This window comes from Chitinophaga horti, from assembly GCF_022867795.2.
GTDB classification, from domain to species: domain Bacteria; phylum Bacteroidota; class Bacteroidia; order Chitinophagales; family Chitinophagaceae; genus Chitinophaga; species Chitinophaga horti.
Genome location: NZ_CP107006.1, coordinates 2,120,484 through 2,138,652, shown reverse-complemented (window position 1 = coordinate 2,138,652; position 18,169 = coordinate 2,120,484). Strand labels below are relative to the sequence as shown.

The window sequence follows — 18,169 nt, the reverse complement described above, 5'->3', positions numbered from 1 at the left end:
CGGATTTATTTCCCTGTCAGTTCATCTATCACGGTCTTGTAGGCATCGCTTACGGGCAGCTCTAATGTGTCTATAAACACACTGTTCTTGCGCACTGCGGTGATATTGGCGACTGATACGATGTAGGATTTATGGATGCGGATAAACTTATCCGGCGCCAGCTGATCTTCAATATTCTTCATGCCCATACGCGTGACGATCGGGCGCGGACTGCTCTTCAGGTGAATCTTGATATAATCGCGCATACCCTCGATCCACACGATGTCGGCTACGTTTACTTTCAGCAGGCTATAATCCGCGTTTACGAAGAAGAAGTCGGGCGAGGTAGGATGTTTATCTTTCTTTTTAAGCAGATGCAATTCGTAAGCCTTATTGGCCGCCTTCACGAAACGCTCAAGCGATACAGGCTTTACGAGATAATCCGTCACATCCAGGTTAAAGCCTTCCAGCGCGTATTTTTCATAAGCTGTGATGAGGATGATCATCGGCTTTTCGGGCATACTTTGTATGAACTGCAAACCCGTGAGTCCGGGCATTTGTATGTCCAGGAAGATGAGGTCCACCTGCTCTTTCTTCAGCTCCTCCATGGCCTCGAAGGCGTTGCTGCAACGCGCTACCAGCTTGAGGTAAGGCACTTTACTGATATTATCTTCCAGCAGATCGAGCGCCAGCGGTTCATCATCAACAGCAATACAACGTAACATTTAGTGCAGGTTTATTTTTAAAGATACGGCAAAACGTTCATTCCCCCTTTCGATGGTGAGGGAGTGGCCGGCAGCGTACAACAGGTTCAGGCGGCGCTTCACGTTCGTCAAACCAATACCCGAAGTTTTATCCTTCACTTCGATCGACCGCGGATCGTACCGGTTGGCCACGAAGAAGTGCAGGGTATTCTTTTTCATTTCCATTTTGATCTCGATATGCGCCTCCGGGATAAGGCCCGTACCATGCTTGAACGCGTTTTCTACGAAGGGGATCAGTAGCATGGGTTCAATTTCGTAGCCGCCGTCGTCAATATCGAGATTGACGTCGATGTGTACGTTTTTACCGAAGCGCTGCCGCTGAAGGTCGATGTAACTTTGCAGGTATTCGGCTTCTTTCTCTACAGGCACCTTGTCCTCATCGGTTTCGTACAACATATACCGCATGAGCGACGACAGTTTGATCAAAGACGGCTCCAGCTGGTCTGACTTCTTCCTCGCGAGCGCCACCATGTTGTTGAGTACGTTGAACATAAAGTGCGGACTCGCCTGCGAGCGCAGGAACGACAGCTCCGTTTTGAGCGTTTCGTTCTCCGTCTGGCTCTTGATCCTGTCCTCCCGCATCTTTTCCTTGATCACGATGTAGGTAGTAGCCCCGAAGAGCATGAACAGCAGCGTAAAGAAAGAAAACAGGATGTTCGGCTTCAGCTCGAAGTCGTTGGCGTTAATGAGTGACGTCACAAACAGCCACCTGATCGCGACCAGGCCCGTCAGTAAGGAGAAAACGATGAGAATATATAAGGATATCTTCTTTTTATAGATCACATGCGGCACTAATACGAACGCCTGCAGGTAGAAAATACCGATCAGCAGGATGTTATTGAGCAGGTAATGCATTTCCCAAAGCAGGCGGTTAGGCTCCCGCTCGGGATGCTTGTCCATCGACGGTTTAAAGAAATACGGCAGGGAGAACAGAATGATCCACGCCAGGCAGTGCATCGCTATATTCACCCATTTTCGGAAATACCAGGGTTGCTTCATCCCACAAAAGTAACAACAAAGCGGTGGGTTGTACCGGGTAATGCGGCGTTACCGGGTATTTATGCGACGAAAGCAGGCTTTCCCGAAAGGGGTCGGGATGGTCGGGTGATGGTTGGGTGATGGTTGGGTGATGGTTGGGTGATGGTTGGGTGATGGTTGGGTGATGGTTGGGTATGCCTGAACGAATAGCGAAACTGCCGCTGAAGTGAGTGACACAACGGCGGGTGAAAAGAGAGAAAAAGCTGGTAAACAACCCTTTATCAGTGCCTGTCGAGCCGGCCCAGGACGGGTACGATGTAGCCCATCGGGTTACGGGCGCCGGAGACGAGTACCTGTTGGCGGCCTTCCCGGTCGAATCCGAGGATGGTGCCAGGTTCGGGGGCGGCTTCCTGTACCTGGTAGCCGAAGGACTTCATACGGGCGGAGAAGCGGTCCCACTGAACTGGTTTTACGTCCAACACCCACTGGAACAGGGGGAGCAGGATGTGCGAGTATATTTTCTGGTAGATAGGCTTGGTGAAGATGAAGAATTTCTCCTGCCAGGCGTTTTCCCGGATCATTTGCAGCTCCAGGGCCAGTTTACCGATATTTCCGGGGATGGCGATAATACAGGCGGCGCCGCCGGCCAATACTTTGAAATCTTCGATTTGCTGGGGCGACTTGGCAGGGGAGCAGATCACCACCTCGGCGTTGGCAAGGGAGTGCTCCGGCATCACGGCACAGATGTAATTATTAAAGGTTTTGGAGAAGAACTGCTTAAAGTCCACCACCCGGATGGCCCCATTCTGCATGAAATAAACGGGATCACCGGCCAGCTGTTTATACACCTTATGGCGATAGATATTTCCAAGGAAGAACGGGTCGCGGTCGGTGGTAAAAGGGCGGATCAGCAGGATATACTTTTTACCGGGTTGAAGGGTCACCGCGTTCTCCTGCTGCTGCCTTTCCCGGAAGCGCTGACGCACCGAAAAGTAGGCAAAAACGACTGCCGTTACGCCGATGCTGATGTCGATCGCCCCTTTTATAATAGCACTATGGCTTAAGCCATGTTCCATGAATACATATACATACAGCATCACGATGGCCACGATGAGGGCCACCAGCAAACCAGCCAGCCATCGAATAGAGAAACCTTTTCTTCCGGCAGGAAAAAAGGAGCAAAAAGGAAGTTGACGGGCGGAAGGATCACGCACCATAATACGACATGAAAAAGGAGATCTTCGCCGTTAAAGAGATGATGTTTACCTAATGCGAAGCAAAAGCCTGACAATAATAATCCCGTCATAAACCCTGCAACGCTGATCGTAAAGCTTTCAGGCGGCGTGTAGCCTTTGTTCCTTAAACGGTAATAAGGCGCTATATATGAACCGGCATAAGCAGAAAGCATGATCAACGTAGGGACGGCCAGCATCAACACTATGGCGGTAAACCAAACAACGTTCATAATTGAGTTTTTAAGTCAGCATGTACTCGGTAGACTAAATGTATAACTTACCGGCGATATTTTAACGCGGTGTTTGTTAAAAAATTATAATCGCCTGGCTTACAATCCATACGTCCAATAAAATCGATGCTTTTGCGTTTAATAAATGTTAAAGTTATTGCTTTTTTAAATCTGGCAACAGTTTTGCATTAGTAACGGAAACAACAGCACTCCCTGGTTATGGGAGATAAATTAAAAGTTATGAAAAAAGTATTCGCAGTCGCGTTGTTCGCGGGAATATTCATAGCTGCCATGCCCACTTTAGCCACCGCTAGTCCATTGCAGGATTATTATGATGACGGCCCGGTAACTTACCAGACTTTCTACGATGAATTAAGCCCTTACGGCCGCTGGATCGATGATTCGGAGTACGGTTACGTTTGGCAACCAAATGAAGGTGCGGACTTCCGCCCCTATTACACCAATGGTAACTGGCAGTACACGACGTATGGCTGGACCTGGGTTTCTTCCTACCGATGGGGCTGGGCGCCGTTCCACTACGGCCGCTGGCGCATGGACCCGTTCTATGGCTGGGTATGGATACCTGGTTATGAATGGGGACCAGCCTGGGTGAGCTGGCGTAACAACGCAGGCATGTGTGGCTGGGCACCGATGGGGCCTGGCGTAAGCATCAACCTGTCGTTTAACGCAGTCATCCCGGTTAACCACTGGGTGTTCCTTGAAACCAGGTGGCTCGGTCATCGCTCTTACTACAATCACTGTATGCCGTTCCGTTCGAACAACGTGTATTACAACAATACGGTGATCGTGCGTAACACTTATGTGTATAACAACCGAACTTATATTAATGGTCCCGATGCAAGCTGGTACCGCCGCAGCACCGGCCGTGATCTGCGCCCTGCCGCTATCCGTAGCGAGCGTCGTCCCGGACAGGACCGTGTAGGACGCAACGAAGTAAGGATGTACAGGCCGGAAGTAAGGCAGTATGCCAGCAATGGTCGCAATGACAATGCACGTCCTGCTCCTTCAAGGGTGTTCAGTCGTTCAGAAGGCGCCCGCCCGGATAACAACGGCCGCACGAACGGACAGTGGACCCGCGACAATGATAATAGCAGAAGGCGCGATAACCAGCCACAACGCAGTTTCGACAACCAGTGGTCAAGGGATAACGATCGTAACGATAACGATGCCCGTCCCACCACACCGCGCGACCGCAGCAACTGGGATCGCAGCAGCGATAACAACGACCGTGGCAACGTGAATCGCCCGGAGAACAGGAATAACCTGCCGGAACGTAGTAACGATGTGCGCCCGACTACACCGCGCGACCGCAGCAACTGGGATCGCAACAACGATAACAACGACCGTGGTAATGTAAACCGTCCGGAGAACAGGAATAACCTGCCGGAACGTAGTAACGATGTGCGTCCGAATACGCCGCGCGACAACAACATCCCTGACCGTGGTACCGTGAACCGCCCGGATAACAGGAACAACCTGCCGGAACGTAATAACGACGTTCGTCCGACTACACCGCGCGAACGTGGTAACTGGAACAGGCCGGGTAATGAAAACAGGACGAGTGCGCCGGAGAACCGCAGAACGTTTGAACGTAGCACACCGCAGCGCGCACCGCAAATGGAACAACGCCGTGCCATGCCCGAGCAGCGTTCGCAGCGAGTAGAACAACCCAGGCAGTCGGCTCCCGGCAGGAGTTTCGAACGCCAGGCCCCTCAGCAACGCCAGCAGCCTTCTAACAACGGCGATCGTGGCGGCCGCAGAGGTTCCAGGGAATCGTAATCATATCAGCTACAACAAATAAAAAGGGCGGTCTCGATAGGAGGCCGCCCTTTACTTTTTATAGATGAAGTATTAATAACCGGGGTTCTTTTCCAACACACCGCCACTCTTCTCCATCTCCGCCAGCGGAATAGGCAGGATGCGCTTATCGGCGCCATAGGCCTGCGTAGTCACGAACGTATTGTAATCGAAGTCGCGTTTGTTCTGAATGCTCCTCTTCAAACGATTGAGATCGAACAGGCGATGTCCTTCGAAAGCCAGTTCTATACGACGCTCAGCCAGTATCGCATCCAGCAACAGCGCCTGTGTGGCGAAGCTGCCGTTGGTATAAGACTGTCCGCTCACGCGTGAACGGTTACGCACCTCGTTGAGTCGCACCACTGCATCCGCATCGGCCGTAGTGCTTAAATGGGCGGCTGCTTCTGCAAAGTTCAGCAGCACTTCTGCATAACGAATAATGGGAGCCCAGTCTGCCACGTCGCGGTACTTCAGCGATACCATTACCTGCTGACCGGCATGAAGCCCGATAAGTTGCGTACGGCGCTTATCGTCTGCAGCCAGCCACGGATTGGTAGCGCTGCTCAGGAAGTCGGGGCTAATACCCAGGTCTACATTCGTAGTGTAGTTAGCCGTGAGCGTATAACCTGCTTCAAAGTCGCCCGCCTTGCTGGGTATAGAAAATATACTTTCTTTCGTAAGATAGTTATTCGCGCCATACGTCATGGAAGGCTGCACGTTCAGTATAAAGTCCCCGTAATCTTTATTGATCACCGCCCAGGCCATGGCCTTTGCGTTCGTGTAGTCATACTTGTAAAGATATACACGGCTCAGCATCGCCGCAGCAGCAGCTTTGGTGGCGCGGGTTTTATCCATGTACGTGGTGGCGTGATTAGTGGGCAACGTATCTAACGCATCCTTTAAATCTGTAATGATCTGGTCATATACCTGTTTCACCGGGCTGCGTGGTTTGTTGGCAGCAGGATCATTCGAATAAAAAGCCTGCGTCATGATCGGGATGCCGGGGTGAGAGGCATCCGTCGTAAAACCGTACGACTGTGCGTAGAGGTTCACCAAATAGAAATGCGCCACTGCCCGTACAAACTTCGCTTCTGCGATCCAGCGTTCGGCCTGTACCGGGATGGTTTTATCCGCATTGTTCCTGATGCCGTCGATCACCCGGTTCGCATCTGCAATGGCTTTGTAGCCTGCCTGCCACGTACGGGCGGCCATCGCGTTAGATGACAGCGCATCGTATCTCGCCAATGCACCAAAGTTATTACTGCGGTTCACCACATCTTCGCCCATCACATCCGCCAGCACCAATGCTCTTGCCTGTAGCATATCGCCTGCCTGCAGGGAGTTGTAGCAGCCCAATACGGCCTGGTTCATCTTTTCGGGAGAAGAAAATACGAGGCCCGCGTTAATGCGGTTCTCGGGATTTATATCTGTTACATTATCGTGGCATGCGGTCGCTAAGAACATTAGGGCCAGCAGCCAGCCATGTGTCTTTTTCATGTGTCTGTCGTCTTAAGGTTATAAACTGATATGCACGCCCGCCATCCAGGTTTTCGCGATGTACGGACGGAAGCTGTCTATGCCCATTCCAATATTTACATTCCCGTTGGCATTCGCTTCGGGATCTATGCCTTTATAATTCGTAAACAGGAAAGGGTTCTGTGCCTGGATATACAAGCGCACCCGATCGATCTTTGCACGACGCAGCCAGTTGCCCGGCACATTGTATCCCAATGTCATTTCTTTCACCCTTACATAATTTCCTTTTTCCAGCCAGAGACTGGATTCCTGCCAGGACTGTGCATCGTTCCAGTACGTAGCCGGATAGGCCGCGCGATCGCCGGCTTTGCTCCAGGCCTTGAGGATTTCGGTGCTCTTGTTATAGGCCGAGCTATTGTCCATCAGCGTGGCCAGTGTTTGATTGTACACATAGAAGTCCAGCGCGTACTGCAGGCCAAGCGTGAAATCAAACTGTCCGTAACTCACGGTATTATAGAAACCGCCCTGCCATTTAGGATAAGGCGTTTTACCTGATAAGGGAACTTTGTCCGCACCGGTAATAGCCGTCGCCGCCTGTCCGGTCAGCGGATCGGTCCAGCTGGCGGTAGCCGGATTATACATCCGCTGGTCGCCGTCTTTGTTTAGAAAGATCGCACGACCGCTGGTCGGATCTACGCCATGGAAACGAAGCAGGTTGTATGTTCCCAGCTCTTCACCCGGACGGGCAATGCTCACGCCTTCGGCAACCTGGTCGCCGTTACGATTAGTGGCGAGTACATTATTTTTCGAGTAACTAATGTTGAAGTCCGACTGCCAACGCCATTTGCCTTTGCGGAACGGCGCTGCCTGTAAGGTGAGCTCCACGCCCTGTGTGCGCAGCTTACCAATGTTTTGCAACAACATATTGCCTGGCATACCTACGGTACTCAACACCGGGTTCGCCAGTATCAGGTCTTTGGTGTTCTTTACATACCAATCGGCAGTCACATTCAACGCGCCATCCCAGAGGCTTGCTTCCGCTCCAAAGTCAAGCTGACGGCTTTTTTCCCAACGAAGTGCGGCGTTCCCGGGGGTGCTGATCGTCAACACCGATGAATCAGCATAATTGGCATATTGATACATGGCAGCAGCCGGGAAGTAGCCGATATTAGAGTTGCCTGTAACACCATAACTGCCGCGGAGTTTGAGTTCCGACAGTACGCGATTGTTCTCCAGGAAACCTTCTTCCGTTAAACGCCATCCGGCAGAAAGGGCAGGGAAGAGGCCCCGCTGGTTGCGACCGATGAAGGCGGAGTTGTAGTCGAGGCGCATATTGGCCGTCACGAAATACTTGTCCCGGAAGTCGTAGTTAAGCGCAGCGAAGTACGAGGCCAGGCCGTCATTATAATCAAAGCGGCCGTCGGCACCAAAGGTGGTGTAATTCTCCTGCGAGAGGTATTGAAAAGTGCCGTCCTTGATACCGTAGCCGAAAGGCCTGATGGCGCGGGCTTTGCGGCGGGTGAACTCCATACCGGCGAGCAGCGATGCATGATGATCGCCGAAGTAACGCTCATACTGCGCCGTGGTATACCACGACCAGGTATTGTACGTGCCGAAGCCGTTGTTGTTAAGACCATTAAAGGCAGTACCATCCGGCGTTTTAGGATGCCAGAAGTGGTTTTCGGTGCTATTGGTCAGGTCTGTATTAAACTGTGAGCGCAGCGTAAGACCATCGACCGGCTTGGCTTCCAGGTACATGTTACCCAAAAACTTACGCACCTCCTGGAATTCGAAGTTCTGCTCCAAAGTGGCCAGGGGATTGGGATAGATGCTCGTACCCAATGGTGCCGCGTTGCCGCCGCGGCCATGGTAATAAGAGCCGTCAGCATTGTGCAACCAAACGTTCGGAAAGTAAGTGAAGAAGGAGCGGGGAATAGCGTTTACATGCGTACCACCCACGCGGCTGATGCCTGACTGGTAGCTGCGCGCGAACTGCATATTCAATCCGGCCCTCAGCCATTCTTTTACCTGGGCAGATGCGTTCAACCGTCCGGTAGCGCGTTGCAGGCTATTGTTGCGCAGGTAGCTGTCGTAATTGTAGTAAGTCCCCGAGCCATAGTAATCATATTTCTCCGCACCGCCGCTAAAGCTAAGCTGGTGTTGCTGCACGACGCCGTCGCGGTAGAGCACATCCTGCCAGTCGGTGTCCACTACGCGGTCGCTGCCGTCGTCGTTTTTACCATAGGCGGCCAGTGGCGTTAGTCCTGCGTTGGCACGGATGCCGTTGATCGTCATGTTATATTGTGCTGCGTTCAGCACATCTACCTGGTTACCGGGTTGCACCAGTCCAAGATCGCCGTGGTACGTAATATTGCTTGCGCCAGGGCGGCCTCTTTTCGTGGTCACCAATATAACGCCTGCTGCACCGCGCGAGCCGTACAGGGCCGCTGCAGCTGCATCTTTCAATACTTGTATACTTTCGATGTCTGCCGGATTAATAGCAGAGAGGCCATTCAGCGGGTTATAAGTGATAAGGGCAGAAGTGTTACCTGCATTTACAGGCACCCCATCAATCACCACCAACGGATAACTGGAAGAAGTGGCAGAGATGGAAGATGCGCCTCTCACCCTTACTGCCGGCGCTTCACCCACGAGGCCGGAGCCAGCGATCACCTGCACGCCAGCCATACGGCCGCTCATCAGCAGGTCGAAGTTATTGACCGGGACCTGTAACTGGGAGGCGTTCATCTTCGCCGCCGCCTGCGTTACACCCCGTTTTTCTTTTGCATAATACCCAAACACCGTCACATCGCTGAGATGTGTCGCATCCGTTTCTAAAGTCACGTTTGCCTCGCGGCCGCTGGTCACGGTAATTTCCTGTGTCTTAAAACCAATAAAGGAAAAGATGAGTACCTGTTCGCCAGGCTGCACCGCAATACTGAAGTTGCCCTCGCCATCGGTTTGTACGGCTTTGCTGTTCTGTTTCAGCTTTACCGTCACGCCAGGCAGGGGCTGCCCCTTTTCGTCGGTTACTTTTCCTTTTACCAGGTCTTCATAAAACACAATATGTACCGGCACAACCGCCTTTGCCTGCTGCACCATGGCTGGTGCCAGCAAACTTAACGGAATAGTACATGAAATAAACCTTTTGACCCATTGTGTAGAAGTCCTGTCCATATGTCTTGATCTGATAAGTGTCTCTTAACGGCAATTGCCGCCTGATGGCAACGGGTATACAACATCACGGTAACAGTACGGTCACAAACCTCTTGCAGTGAAAATCACGTGTTATAAAGCAATTGTTTTAAAGTGGCACAAACGGATGAGTGTGTAATAATGGTTGTTGCAGGCTTTTTGGTTGATGACTCGGCCAGCATAGGTAGGGCTTAAACAAAACGAGGTTGCCTGCGCTGGCAACCTCGTTTCATCCCCGCTGGGACAAAAATAATAATTATTTGTAAAAACCTTAACTATGGGAAGTTATCTTGACGATTTGGTCATAAATGACTATTTACAGAGATAACTATAGCTGAGTTCATGAATCTTCTTATCTCCGTAAATCGTGCTCTGATCAACAGGGTATCCATTCACGTTATAGGTGTATTCTGTAACGAATGAAGTTCCTACGGGATTGCCCTGTTTCACATGCTCTATCAGTTTGATCATGTTGTTTGGCGAGTTAGCGCGAAAGTTGCCGGGATCATCCGGATAAGCGCCATAGTAAGGGTTTTTCTTGTTATCGTACGCCAATTCTACGTCGTTGGTGAGCGTATTGTCTGCGGTCTTGTATGTTTTAATACGGGTAACGTTAGCGCCGGTAAAGGTATAAATGCTGTAGTTGGCAGTGTTTACATTCAGGTTCTTTTCATCTATTCGGTACACGCGGTTGTTCTTGTACTGGTACGTGCGTTCGATGATCAGCGCTGTATCTGGGCTAAACTCGTAATACTCTTCTTTGTCCAATTTATTACCGGTGTAGGAAAAGTGAAACTCCGCCACCTGCTTGTTGTTAAAGTCATACAGTTTTTTCTTTGCCACCTTGTTGCCGGCGTACATATACTCCTGGCGGCTCATAAAGCCACCGTTATGGTTTTTATCCGTCACCTCGCTGATGAAGCCAAGTTCGTTGTAGGTATACGTTTCCGTATAGTAGGTACCGTCAACATAGTAAAAGCGTAAAGTTTGCACCTTACAGGAAGGTTTATCGTCCGGCTCGGGGCATACCACCTTTTCGCACGCGATGACAGCAAGGAAGAGGAGGGTAAGGCTGCCAAACAAAATATTCTTGTTCATGTTGGTGATGTTTAAATAAGAGGTTCCGTTTATAGCTGATTAGTCGGTACAAAAGTAGCGCGGCATAACCGCCTGTTTTTTAGTAAGAACCACAATTTATAAAGTAGGTAGTAATACGGATGAGTAGATGGGACCGGCACTCCATTTGATGAATTTGCCTAGCTTTAGTAAACCTAATCCGTTCTTTTTATGCGTACAGTGATACTGCTGTTGGTTTCCAACGTATTTATGACCTTTGCCTGGTATGGGCACCTCAAACATAACAACACCGCCTTGTGGAAGGCCATCCTGGTAAGTTGGGGAATTGCTTTCTTCGAGTACTGCTTCCAGGTGCCGGCTAACCGCTATGGCTTCCTGGACGGGATTAACAGCTTTCAATTGAAAATGATCCAGGAAGTGATCACCCTTACCGTTTTCTGTATTTTTGCCGTACTTTACCTCAAAGAGTCCCTTCGCTGGAACTACCTGATCGCTTTCGGGCTGCTGCTGGGGGCCGTTTACTTCATGTTTAAAAAAATGATCATGCGCGTGCTTCAACGCCTGGCCGGCCTTGCATTGCTGGCGGTGGCTCTGCCAACTTTAGCCCAGGACACTACTGCTACCCGTACCGATAACCCTTTACAAACCACGCTCGATCGCCATGTGGACAGTCTGGCCCGTGCCTACTTTCGTCAGCCGAACGTGGTGGGTGGCGTGTCTATCGGGGTGGTGCGGAACGGGCGGCATTTTATCTATAACTATGGCGAAGTTAAAAAAGGACTCGGCCAGCTGCCGGACAGTAATACCGTTTATGAAATCGGGTCGCTCTCCAAAACCTTTACTGCCACCTTATTTGCCCTGGCGGTGAATGAGAAAAAGATGCGCATCAACGATCCGGTAAACAAGTACCTGCCGGACAGTATTCCTTTGCTGCAATACCGCGATACGGTCGTAACCCTGCTGCACCTGGTGAACCATACGTCCGGGCTGCCGCGGTTACCTTCGAATATTTTCCAGACCGCCGACGTCACCAATCCCTACGCGAAATATAGCACCGACCTGTTATTTGCCTTCCTGAAAAACTATCAGCTTATAAGGGCAGCGGGTACGAAATACGAGTACTCCAACCTGGCCCCGGGGCTGATGAGCACTATTTTGGGAAGACAGGCGGGCAAGCCTTTTGCGCAGCTGTTGCAGGAAAAGATCACCCGGCCATTACGGATGAACAGCACGGCGGTGACGCTTACCCCGGCTATGGCCGCCCGTTTTGCCAGCGGCTACGACGCAGAAGGCCGGGCCACAGAACCCTGGACCTTCGGGGAGATCGCCGGCCTGGGCGGCATCCGCTCGACCGTAAGCGACATTGTGCGGTTCGTAGAAGCCAATATCGGCGACGCGCCGCCTGCGTTGAAGAAGGCCATGACCCTTTGCCGTACAGAGACCTTTAACGATCCGCAGGCGATCGTGGGGCTGGCATGGCACATTGGTGTTCCGTCCGGTCACAGGTTTTATCACCATAACGGGGGTACCGGTGGCTTTGCCTCTTACACGGCCTTCGACCCGGTGGAGAAGATCGGTGTGACGGTGCTGTGTAACCGCGCGCAGCAGAATAATATCGGGCAGCAGCTGATGAAGTGGATGTATGGATTGTAATATATTAGTGTTTTGATGCGCAACCGTGACCGGTGGACAATATCGGCCGGGGTGATAAGGTGCGGTTACGGATGGTTGAGCGTTTTGTGGGCTGAAACTGCGGCACAATAGGTGGTTGCGGCTAGTCAAGTCTAGGCATAATCGTACAGGTGCAACTACCGGATGCCGCCGAAGACAACGGGTTAAAATGCGTGGCACCACCTTTTTCGATAAGTGGTATCGGCAAGCGCGATATAATTCCTATTTTTGAAACCTTGTAAAACGCAGAGCTTCATATACATGGTTTCAAAACGCTACTTGCCTTTCCTCGTCCTGTTACTGATAGCAGGACGCCTATCCGTGAAAGCACAATCCTCCGCACCGGCCAGCGCGGCAGACATCCGTTTGCAGATGGGTAAACTCAATACCCTCGGCAGCGTGCTGTACTTCGCCGCCCACCCGGACGATGAAAATACCCGCCTGATCGCGTATCTCGCCAAAGAGCGATTATACCGTACCGGCTACCTGTCACTCACCCGTGGCGATGGCGGACAAAACCTGATTGGTAATGAGCAGGCCGAATTACTGGGCCTCATCCGCACCCAGGAGTTACTGGCAGCCCGCCGCACCGACGGGGGCGAGCAGTTCTTTACCCGCGCCAACGACTTCGGCTTCTCTAAAAACCCGGAAGAAACCTTCAACATCTGGGATAAACAAAAGATATTAGGCGACGCCGTGTGGGTGATCCGCAACTTTCAGCCAGACGTGATCGTTTGCCGTTTCCCGGCAGATAGCCGCGCGGGCCACGGTCATCACACCGCCTCCGCCATGATCGCTGCAGAAGCCTTTGACGCCGCTGCCGACCCGAAGCAATTTCCCGAACAGCTGAAATACGTAAAAACCTGGCAAACGAAGCGCCTCCTATGGAACGGCTTCAACAACCAGGGCGAGAACGACCTGCGCCTGGATGTAGGCAGCTACAACTACCTGCTGGGCCGCGGTTACGGCGAGATCGCCGCAGAAAGCCGCTCGCAGCACAAGAGCCAGGGTTTCGGCGTAGCGGCTACCCGTGGCACGTCCAACGAAACATTTCAGCACATTAAAGGCGACATCGCCAAAGAAGACCTGTTCGACGGTGTTAACACCAGCTGGAGCAGGGTGCCCGGCGGCGAAGATATTGCCCGCCAGGTAGGCATCATCATCAATGCCTTTAACGTAAGTAACCCGGCAGCCTCTGTGCCAGCCTTGTTACAGGTGCGCAAAGCCATACAGGCATTGCCCGAGGGGTACTGGAAATCGCAGAAACTGAAAGAAACTGAGCAGCTGATCCTGAATTGCGCCGGTATCTGGATAGAAGCATACAGCAGCAGCGCCGAAGCCACACCGGGCCAGCAGTTGAAAACGACGGTACAGCTGATCAACCGCAGCAAAACGCAAGTACAGCTGAACAGCATCAGCTTTAACGGTCAGAACGAAACGATCAATGAACCGTTAACCTACAACAACCTGGTAACGCGCAGTGGCAACGTCAACCTTACCGACACCACGCACGTTACGCAACCTTACTGGCTCGAAAAGCCACACCCGATCGGCCTTTACGCGATTGCTACGCAACAGCTGGTGGGCAATCCGGGCAACCCGAATCCGTTAAGCGCATTGATCACGCTCAACGTCGGAGGACAAGAGATGAAGGTGAACAGGCCGTTCGTCTACAAATATACCGACCCGGTGAAAGGAGAGGTGTTTCGTCCGCTGGTGATCGCACCGCCGGTGATTGCCACCCTTGCCAGCCCTGTGTACATCTATACGAAAGCGGAAGCGCACAACATTCCTGTAAAAGTAAAAAGCATGAAAGCCGGTGTAAGCGGCCAGGTGAAACTGAAACTCCCGGCAGGCTTCCGTGCGGAGCCGGCCAGCAGGCCTTTTACACTGACCAATGCAGGCGACGAGACCGAAGTAATGTTCAGTGTATCGCCCGTGAAGATGAATGGTCACGATGTGGCAGATACATTAGCCGTAGCAGTAGAATATAACGGCAAAACCTATACGCAAAGCATGTTGCAGATCGAATACGATCATATTCCGGCCATCACCCTGTTCCCGGAAGCGCAGGCAAGGTTGGTTTCCGTAAACCTGAAATACAACGGCCGTAAGCTGGGTTACATTCCCGGGGCGGGTGATAAGGTGGCGGAATCTTTGCGCCAGGTAGGGTACGACGTGACTATTCTCGGTGAGAAAGAGATCATGAGCGGTAACCTGGAGCAGTACAACGCCATCATTACCGGTGTGAGGGCGTACAACACCCAGGACAGACTGCGCTACTGGCAGGATAACCTGATGAACTACGTGAAAAACGGCGGCACACTGCTCGTACAATACAACACCAACGGCCAGCTGGTTACCCCTAACCTCGGGCCTTACCCTTTCAGCCTTTCCCGCGATCGTGTAACAGACGAACACGCGAAGATCACTTTTGTTGATCCCGCTAACCCGCTGTTGCACTACCCGAACGAAATCGGTCAGCAGGACTTTGAAGGATGGGTGCAGGAACGCGGCCTGTATTTCACAGGCAATGCCGACGCTAAGTACCAGTCGCTGTTCCGCATGGCCGATCCAAAAGAGCGCGACCTCGAAGGCTCGACGATCGTGGCTAATTATGGCAAAGGACGTTATGTATATACCAGCCTGGCATTCTTCCGGCAGTTGCCTGCAGGCGTGCCCGGTGCGTACAGGCTTTTTGTGAACCTGATATCGGATCAACCTAATAAAAGCAAATAATGGCGCAAAAGAGGGGAGACAGCAGGGCCAGACTGAACATCGCCGCGGGCGTTTGCATCCTTATCGGGCTGGTCATCGGTTTCGGTATTAAAAGGATGCACATCGGCCTGATGATAGGGCTGGCACTGGGTCTGCTTAGCGGGGGCCTGTTATCCAAGCGAAAATAAACTTATGACCACGAAGAATACGCAACAGGAAAAGCCACCGCTTTTTAGCAGGTGGCGTTACTGGTACATCCTGGTGATTGCATGGCTCGTCACCCAGGTTGTGTTGTTTTATTATTTCACCAAAACCTTCTCATGAGCATTACGGACTGGATAGTATTGTCCGCCACGTTAATCATTATCATATGCTATGGCGTATGGAAAAGCCGCGGCCAGCAGAATATGGACGACTATTTCATGGGCAGCCGCAGCATGCCCTGGTACATCGTGCTGCTGTCTATCATGGGCACCCAGGCCAGCGCGGTGACGTTCATTTCCGCACCCGGACAGGCTTATATGGACGGTATGCGTTTCGTGCAATACTACTTTGGCCTTCCGCTGGCCATGGTCGTGATCTGTGTGGCCTTCGTACCCATCTTCCGTAAGTTGAACGTATACACCGCGTACGAGTACCTCGAACAACGGTTCGATCTGAAGACGCGTACGATCACCTCCGTATTGTTTCTTATCCAACGCGGCCTGTCTACCGGCATCAGCATCTGCGCCCCCTCGATCATTCTGTCGTCGCTGCTCGGCTGGAACATTTACTGGACCAACCTTTTTATGGGCGGACTGCTTATCATCTATACCATGGCGGGCGGTACCAAAGCCGTATCGTACACCCAAACCCTGCAACTCGCCATCATCTTCGCCGGTATGTTCCTGGCAGGCTGGATGGTGATACACCTGTTGCCTTCGGACATCGGATTTACCGACGCACTGAAGGTATCGGGTAAAATGGGTAAACTCAACGTAATCGTTACCGACTTTAGCTTTAAAGACCGTTATAACATATGGAGTGGGGTGATAGGAGGGTTCTTCCTCGCATTATCCTACTTCGGCACCGATCAGTCGCAGGTTGGCCGTTACCTGACCGCTCGCACCGAGTCGGAAAGTAAAATAGGCCTGCTGATGAACGGCCTGGTTAAAGTGCCTATGCAGTTCCTGATCCTGCTGCTTGGCGCTTTGGTATTCGTGTTCTACCTCTACTTCAAATCGCCCATCTTCTTTAACGAAGCCCAGCTGCGTAAAGTGCGGCAAACCGAACAGGGAGCGGCGTTACAGGCGCTTGAACAGCAATACGCGACACTCGGTGAGCAAAAAACACAGCAGGTACGGGCTTTGTCTGCCGCATTAAAGAGCGGTGAACAGACCGCGATTACGGAAAAGCAGGCAGCACTGGCACAAACCGATGCTGCAGCAGGCGAAGTACGCGAACAGGCATTGGACGTGATCAAGAAAGCAGATCCTACGGCCGATACGAACGACACGAATTACGTGTTTCTCCATTTCGTGGTGAACAGTTTACCCAAAGGGCTGGTAGGGCTATTGATCGCGATCATCTTCCTCGCTTCGTGGGGCAGTATTGCAGCGGCGCTCAACTCGCTGGCGTCCACCACGGTGATCGATATTTATAAACGCATGATGAACCCCAACGGCACCGAGGCGCAGTACCTGAAAGTATCGCGTTTGTGGACGCTCGTATGGGGTATGTTCAGTATTATGGTGGCGCAGTTTGCTACCGGGTTGGGTAGCCTCATCGAAGCGGTGAACATCCTGGGCTCCCTGTTTTACGGCACCATTCTTGGCATTTTCCTCGTGGCCTTCTGGATCAAACGTGTAAAAGGCGACGCGGCCTTTGCGGCGGCGCTGGTGGCAGAAGTAATTGTGATCGCCGTGTACCGCTGGGACGTCGTGTCGTTCCTGTGGCTGAACGTGGTGGGGTGCTCGCTCGTGTGCGGACTGGCTTACCTTTTCCAGGTGCTGATATACGATAAAAAAACAGCTATCCGGTAAGGATAGCTGTTTCAGACATATTGGGGCTTTCCAACGATGGGCGGGTCCTACGCAGTTACGTGCAGGTCCTTATAAAGCATCTTTGTTTTCGTAGTATGCATCAAGTCGTTGAGCCAGTCGCCAAAGTAGCGGGGGGCCTTGCGGGCCTCACTGGCAGGCTTAACAAACAGATTCATTCGTGAACACGGAGCCATACGTTGCCTTTCCGGTTGGAAGGCCATGTCCTTATCTTCGCTCCAAACCAGTTGGTCGTTACTATATACTTTAAAATAGATTTCTGGAAAAGCCTGTGCCGGTCCGCCGGAAGCAATGTTGAAAAACAGCTTATAGCGGCCATGTTCGTTCGTATTACCCCAGCCCACAATACGGTCGGTCAGCGCATTATACGCCTCCACCCGCAGTCCGGGCATCGCGCTGTAAGTTTCGTAATGTCTTACAGCTCCTGTTACTACACCGGCACCAAAGTCAGCCCTCATCTCTGCCCAGTTCTCTGATGGCACCACATAAGCAAAAGCAGCTACGTACTTATCCCTCGCCCGTTTCCAGGCAGGCACCTGCAAGGCCAAGTGATAACGCCTCGCCGGTCCGGCAGGGTTTCTTTGTCCGGGTACACGCGCCAGTTCAATATCAATTTCCAGCGGCTCGGTAAACAAGTGAACCTGTTCCCAGCTGAGGGAGAAATTGCCTCGTTCGTCCATGGTAGTAGACGCCAGCAGGCGTTCTTCTTTACGGGTATACTCTTTTTCGCCTACCACACGTAAGGTGCTGAACAATCCAGCCTGTAATTCGTGAGCGGGGCGGGGGCTAACAGGCAGGTAAATCCTGATGCGGGCATGGGCCAGGGGCTCGATGCATTCATCGCAAATGAGGGCAGAAATGTTTCCGATTAACAGGTAACTCATAGCTAAAAATAGTTTTGATATAAAAAAATGGGGGTCAACTTGAGACCTATTTGATTAACTACGCCGGCTTATGGCCTGGCAAATTCCCTGCATATATACTAGCGA

General features: G+C 51.9%; 13 protein-coding genes. 6 read left to right on the top strand and 7 right to left on the bottom strand.

Annotated elements, in window-relative coordinates; translation table 11 throughout:
• Window positions 1-5 precede the first annotated feature (5 nt).
• The 3 genes from MKQ68_RS08695 to MKQ68_RS08685 form a co-directional block, all read right to left on the bottom strand.
• The gene (locus MKQ68_RS08695; protein WP_264282953.1) at window positions 6-704 is read right to left on the bottom strand and encodes a LytR/AlgR family response regulator transcription factor; all 699 of its coding nucleotides are present in this window, start codon (window positions 702-704) and stop codon (window positions 6-8) included.
• Window positions 705-1,742, bottom strand: coding sequence for a sensor histidine kinase (locus MKQ68_RS08690; RefSeq protein WP_264282952.1), 1,038 nt, complete (start codon window positions 1,740-1,742; stop codon window positions 705-707). It abuts the gene before it with no gap.
• A gap of 260 nt (window positions 1,743-2,002) precedes the next feature.
• Complete coding sequence (locus MKQ68_RS08685; RefSeq protein WP_264282951.1) at window positions 2,003-2,938, bottom strand: hypothetical protein; 936 nt, start codon at window positions 2,936-2,938, stop codon at window positions 2,003-2,005.
• Between the two features lie 488 nt (window positions 2,939-3,426).
• Between MKQ68_RS08685 and MKQ68_RS08680 the strand changes: the two genes are divergently transcribed.
• A complete protein-coding gene (locus MKQ68_RS08680) occupies window positions 3,427-4,986 on the top strand; it encodes a DUF6600 domain-containing protein (RefSeq protein WP_264282950.1) in 1,560 nt (519 codons plus the stop codon).
• A gap of 72 nt (window positions 4,987-5,058) precedes the next feature.
• Here the strand turns inward: MKQ68_RS08680 and MKQ68_RS08675 are convergent, their stop codons facing one another.
• The 3 genes from MKQ68_RS08675 to MKQ68_RS08665 all read right to left on the bottom strand — a co-directional run bounded on the left by MKQ68_RS08675 (window position 5,059) and on the right by MKQ68_RS08665 (window position 10,773).
• A complete protein-coding gene (locus MKQ68_RS08675; RefSeq protein WP_264282949.1) occupies window positions 5,059-6,501 on the bottom strand; it encodes a RagB/SusD family nutrient uptake outer membrane protein in 1,443 nt (480 codons plus the stop codon).
• Between the two features lie 18 nt (window positions 6,502-6,519).
• Entirely contained in the window at window positions 6,520-9,657 is a 3,138-nt protein-coding gene (locus MKQ68_RS08670; protein ID WP_264282948.1) for a SusC/RagA family TonB-linked outer membrane protein, read from the bottom strand.
• A gap of 330 nt (window positions 9,658-9,987) precedes the next feature.
• Window positions 9,988-10,773 carry a hypothetical protein gene (locus tag MKQ68_RS08665; RefSeq protein ID WP_264282947.1) on the bottom strand — a complete coding sequence of 262 codons (786 nt, stop codon included), beginning with the start codon at window positions 10,771-10,773 and terminating at the stop codon, window positions 9,988-9,990.
• Between the two features lie 189 nt (window positions 10,774-10,962).
• On the opposite strand from MKQ68_RS08665, the gene MKQ68_RS08660 reads away from it, so the two are divergent.
• The 5 genes from MKQ68_RS08660 (at window position 10,963) to MKQ68_RS08640 (ending at window position 17,162) form a co-directional block, all read left to right on the top strand.
• Window positions 10,963-12,405 carry a DMT family protein gene (locus MKQ68_RS08660; RefSeq protein ID WP_264282946.1) on the top strand — a complete coding sequence of 481 codons (1,443 nt, stop codon included), beginning with the start codon at window positions 10,963-10,965 and terminating at the stop codon, window positions 12,403-12,405.
• 339 nt (window positions 12,406-12,744) lie between these two features.
• A complete protein-coding gene (locus MKQ68_RS08655) occupies window positions 12,745-15,162 on the top strand; it encodes a PIG-L family deacetylase (RefSeq protein ID WP_264282945.1) in 2,418 nt (805 codons plus the stop codon).
• On the top strand, window positions 15,162-15,329 hold the full coding sequence (locus MKQ68_RS08650) for a hypothetical protein (RefSeq protein WP_264282944.1): 168 nt from the start codon (window positions 15,162-15,164) through the stop codon (window positions 15,327-15,329). Before MKQ68_RS08655 ends, MKQ68_RS08650 begins: the two co-directional genes overlap by 1 nt.
• A 4-nt stretch (window positions 15,330-15,333) precedes the next feature.
• The gene (locus MKQ68_RS08645) at window positions 15,334-15,465 is read left to right on the top strand and encodes a hypothetical protein (protein ID WP_264282943.1); all 132 of its coding nucleotides are present in this window, start codon (window positions 15,334-15,336) and stop codon (window positions 15,463-15,465) included.
• Window positions 15,462-17,162: a sodium:solute symporter family protein gene (locus tag MKQ68_RS08640; RefSeq protein ID WP_264282942.1), complete on the top strand. Its 1,701-nt coding sequence runs from the start codon at window positions 15,462-15,464 to the stop codon at window positions 17,160-17,162. Before MKQ68_RS08645 ends, MKQ68_RS08640 begins: the two co-directional genes overlap by 4 nt.
• Window positions 17,163-17,209: 47 nt before the next feature.
• Here the strand turns inward: MKQ68_RS08640 and MKQ68_RS08635 are convergent, their stop codons facing one another.
• On the bottom strand, window positions 17,210-18,064 hold the full coding sequence (locus MKQ68_RS08635; protein WP_264282941.1) for a hypothetical protein: 855 nt from the start codon (window positions 18,062-18,064) through the stop codon (window positions 17,210-17,212).
• Between the last annotated feature and the right edge of the window lie 105 nt (window positions 18,065-18,169).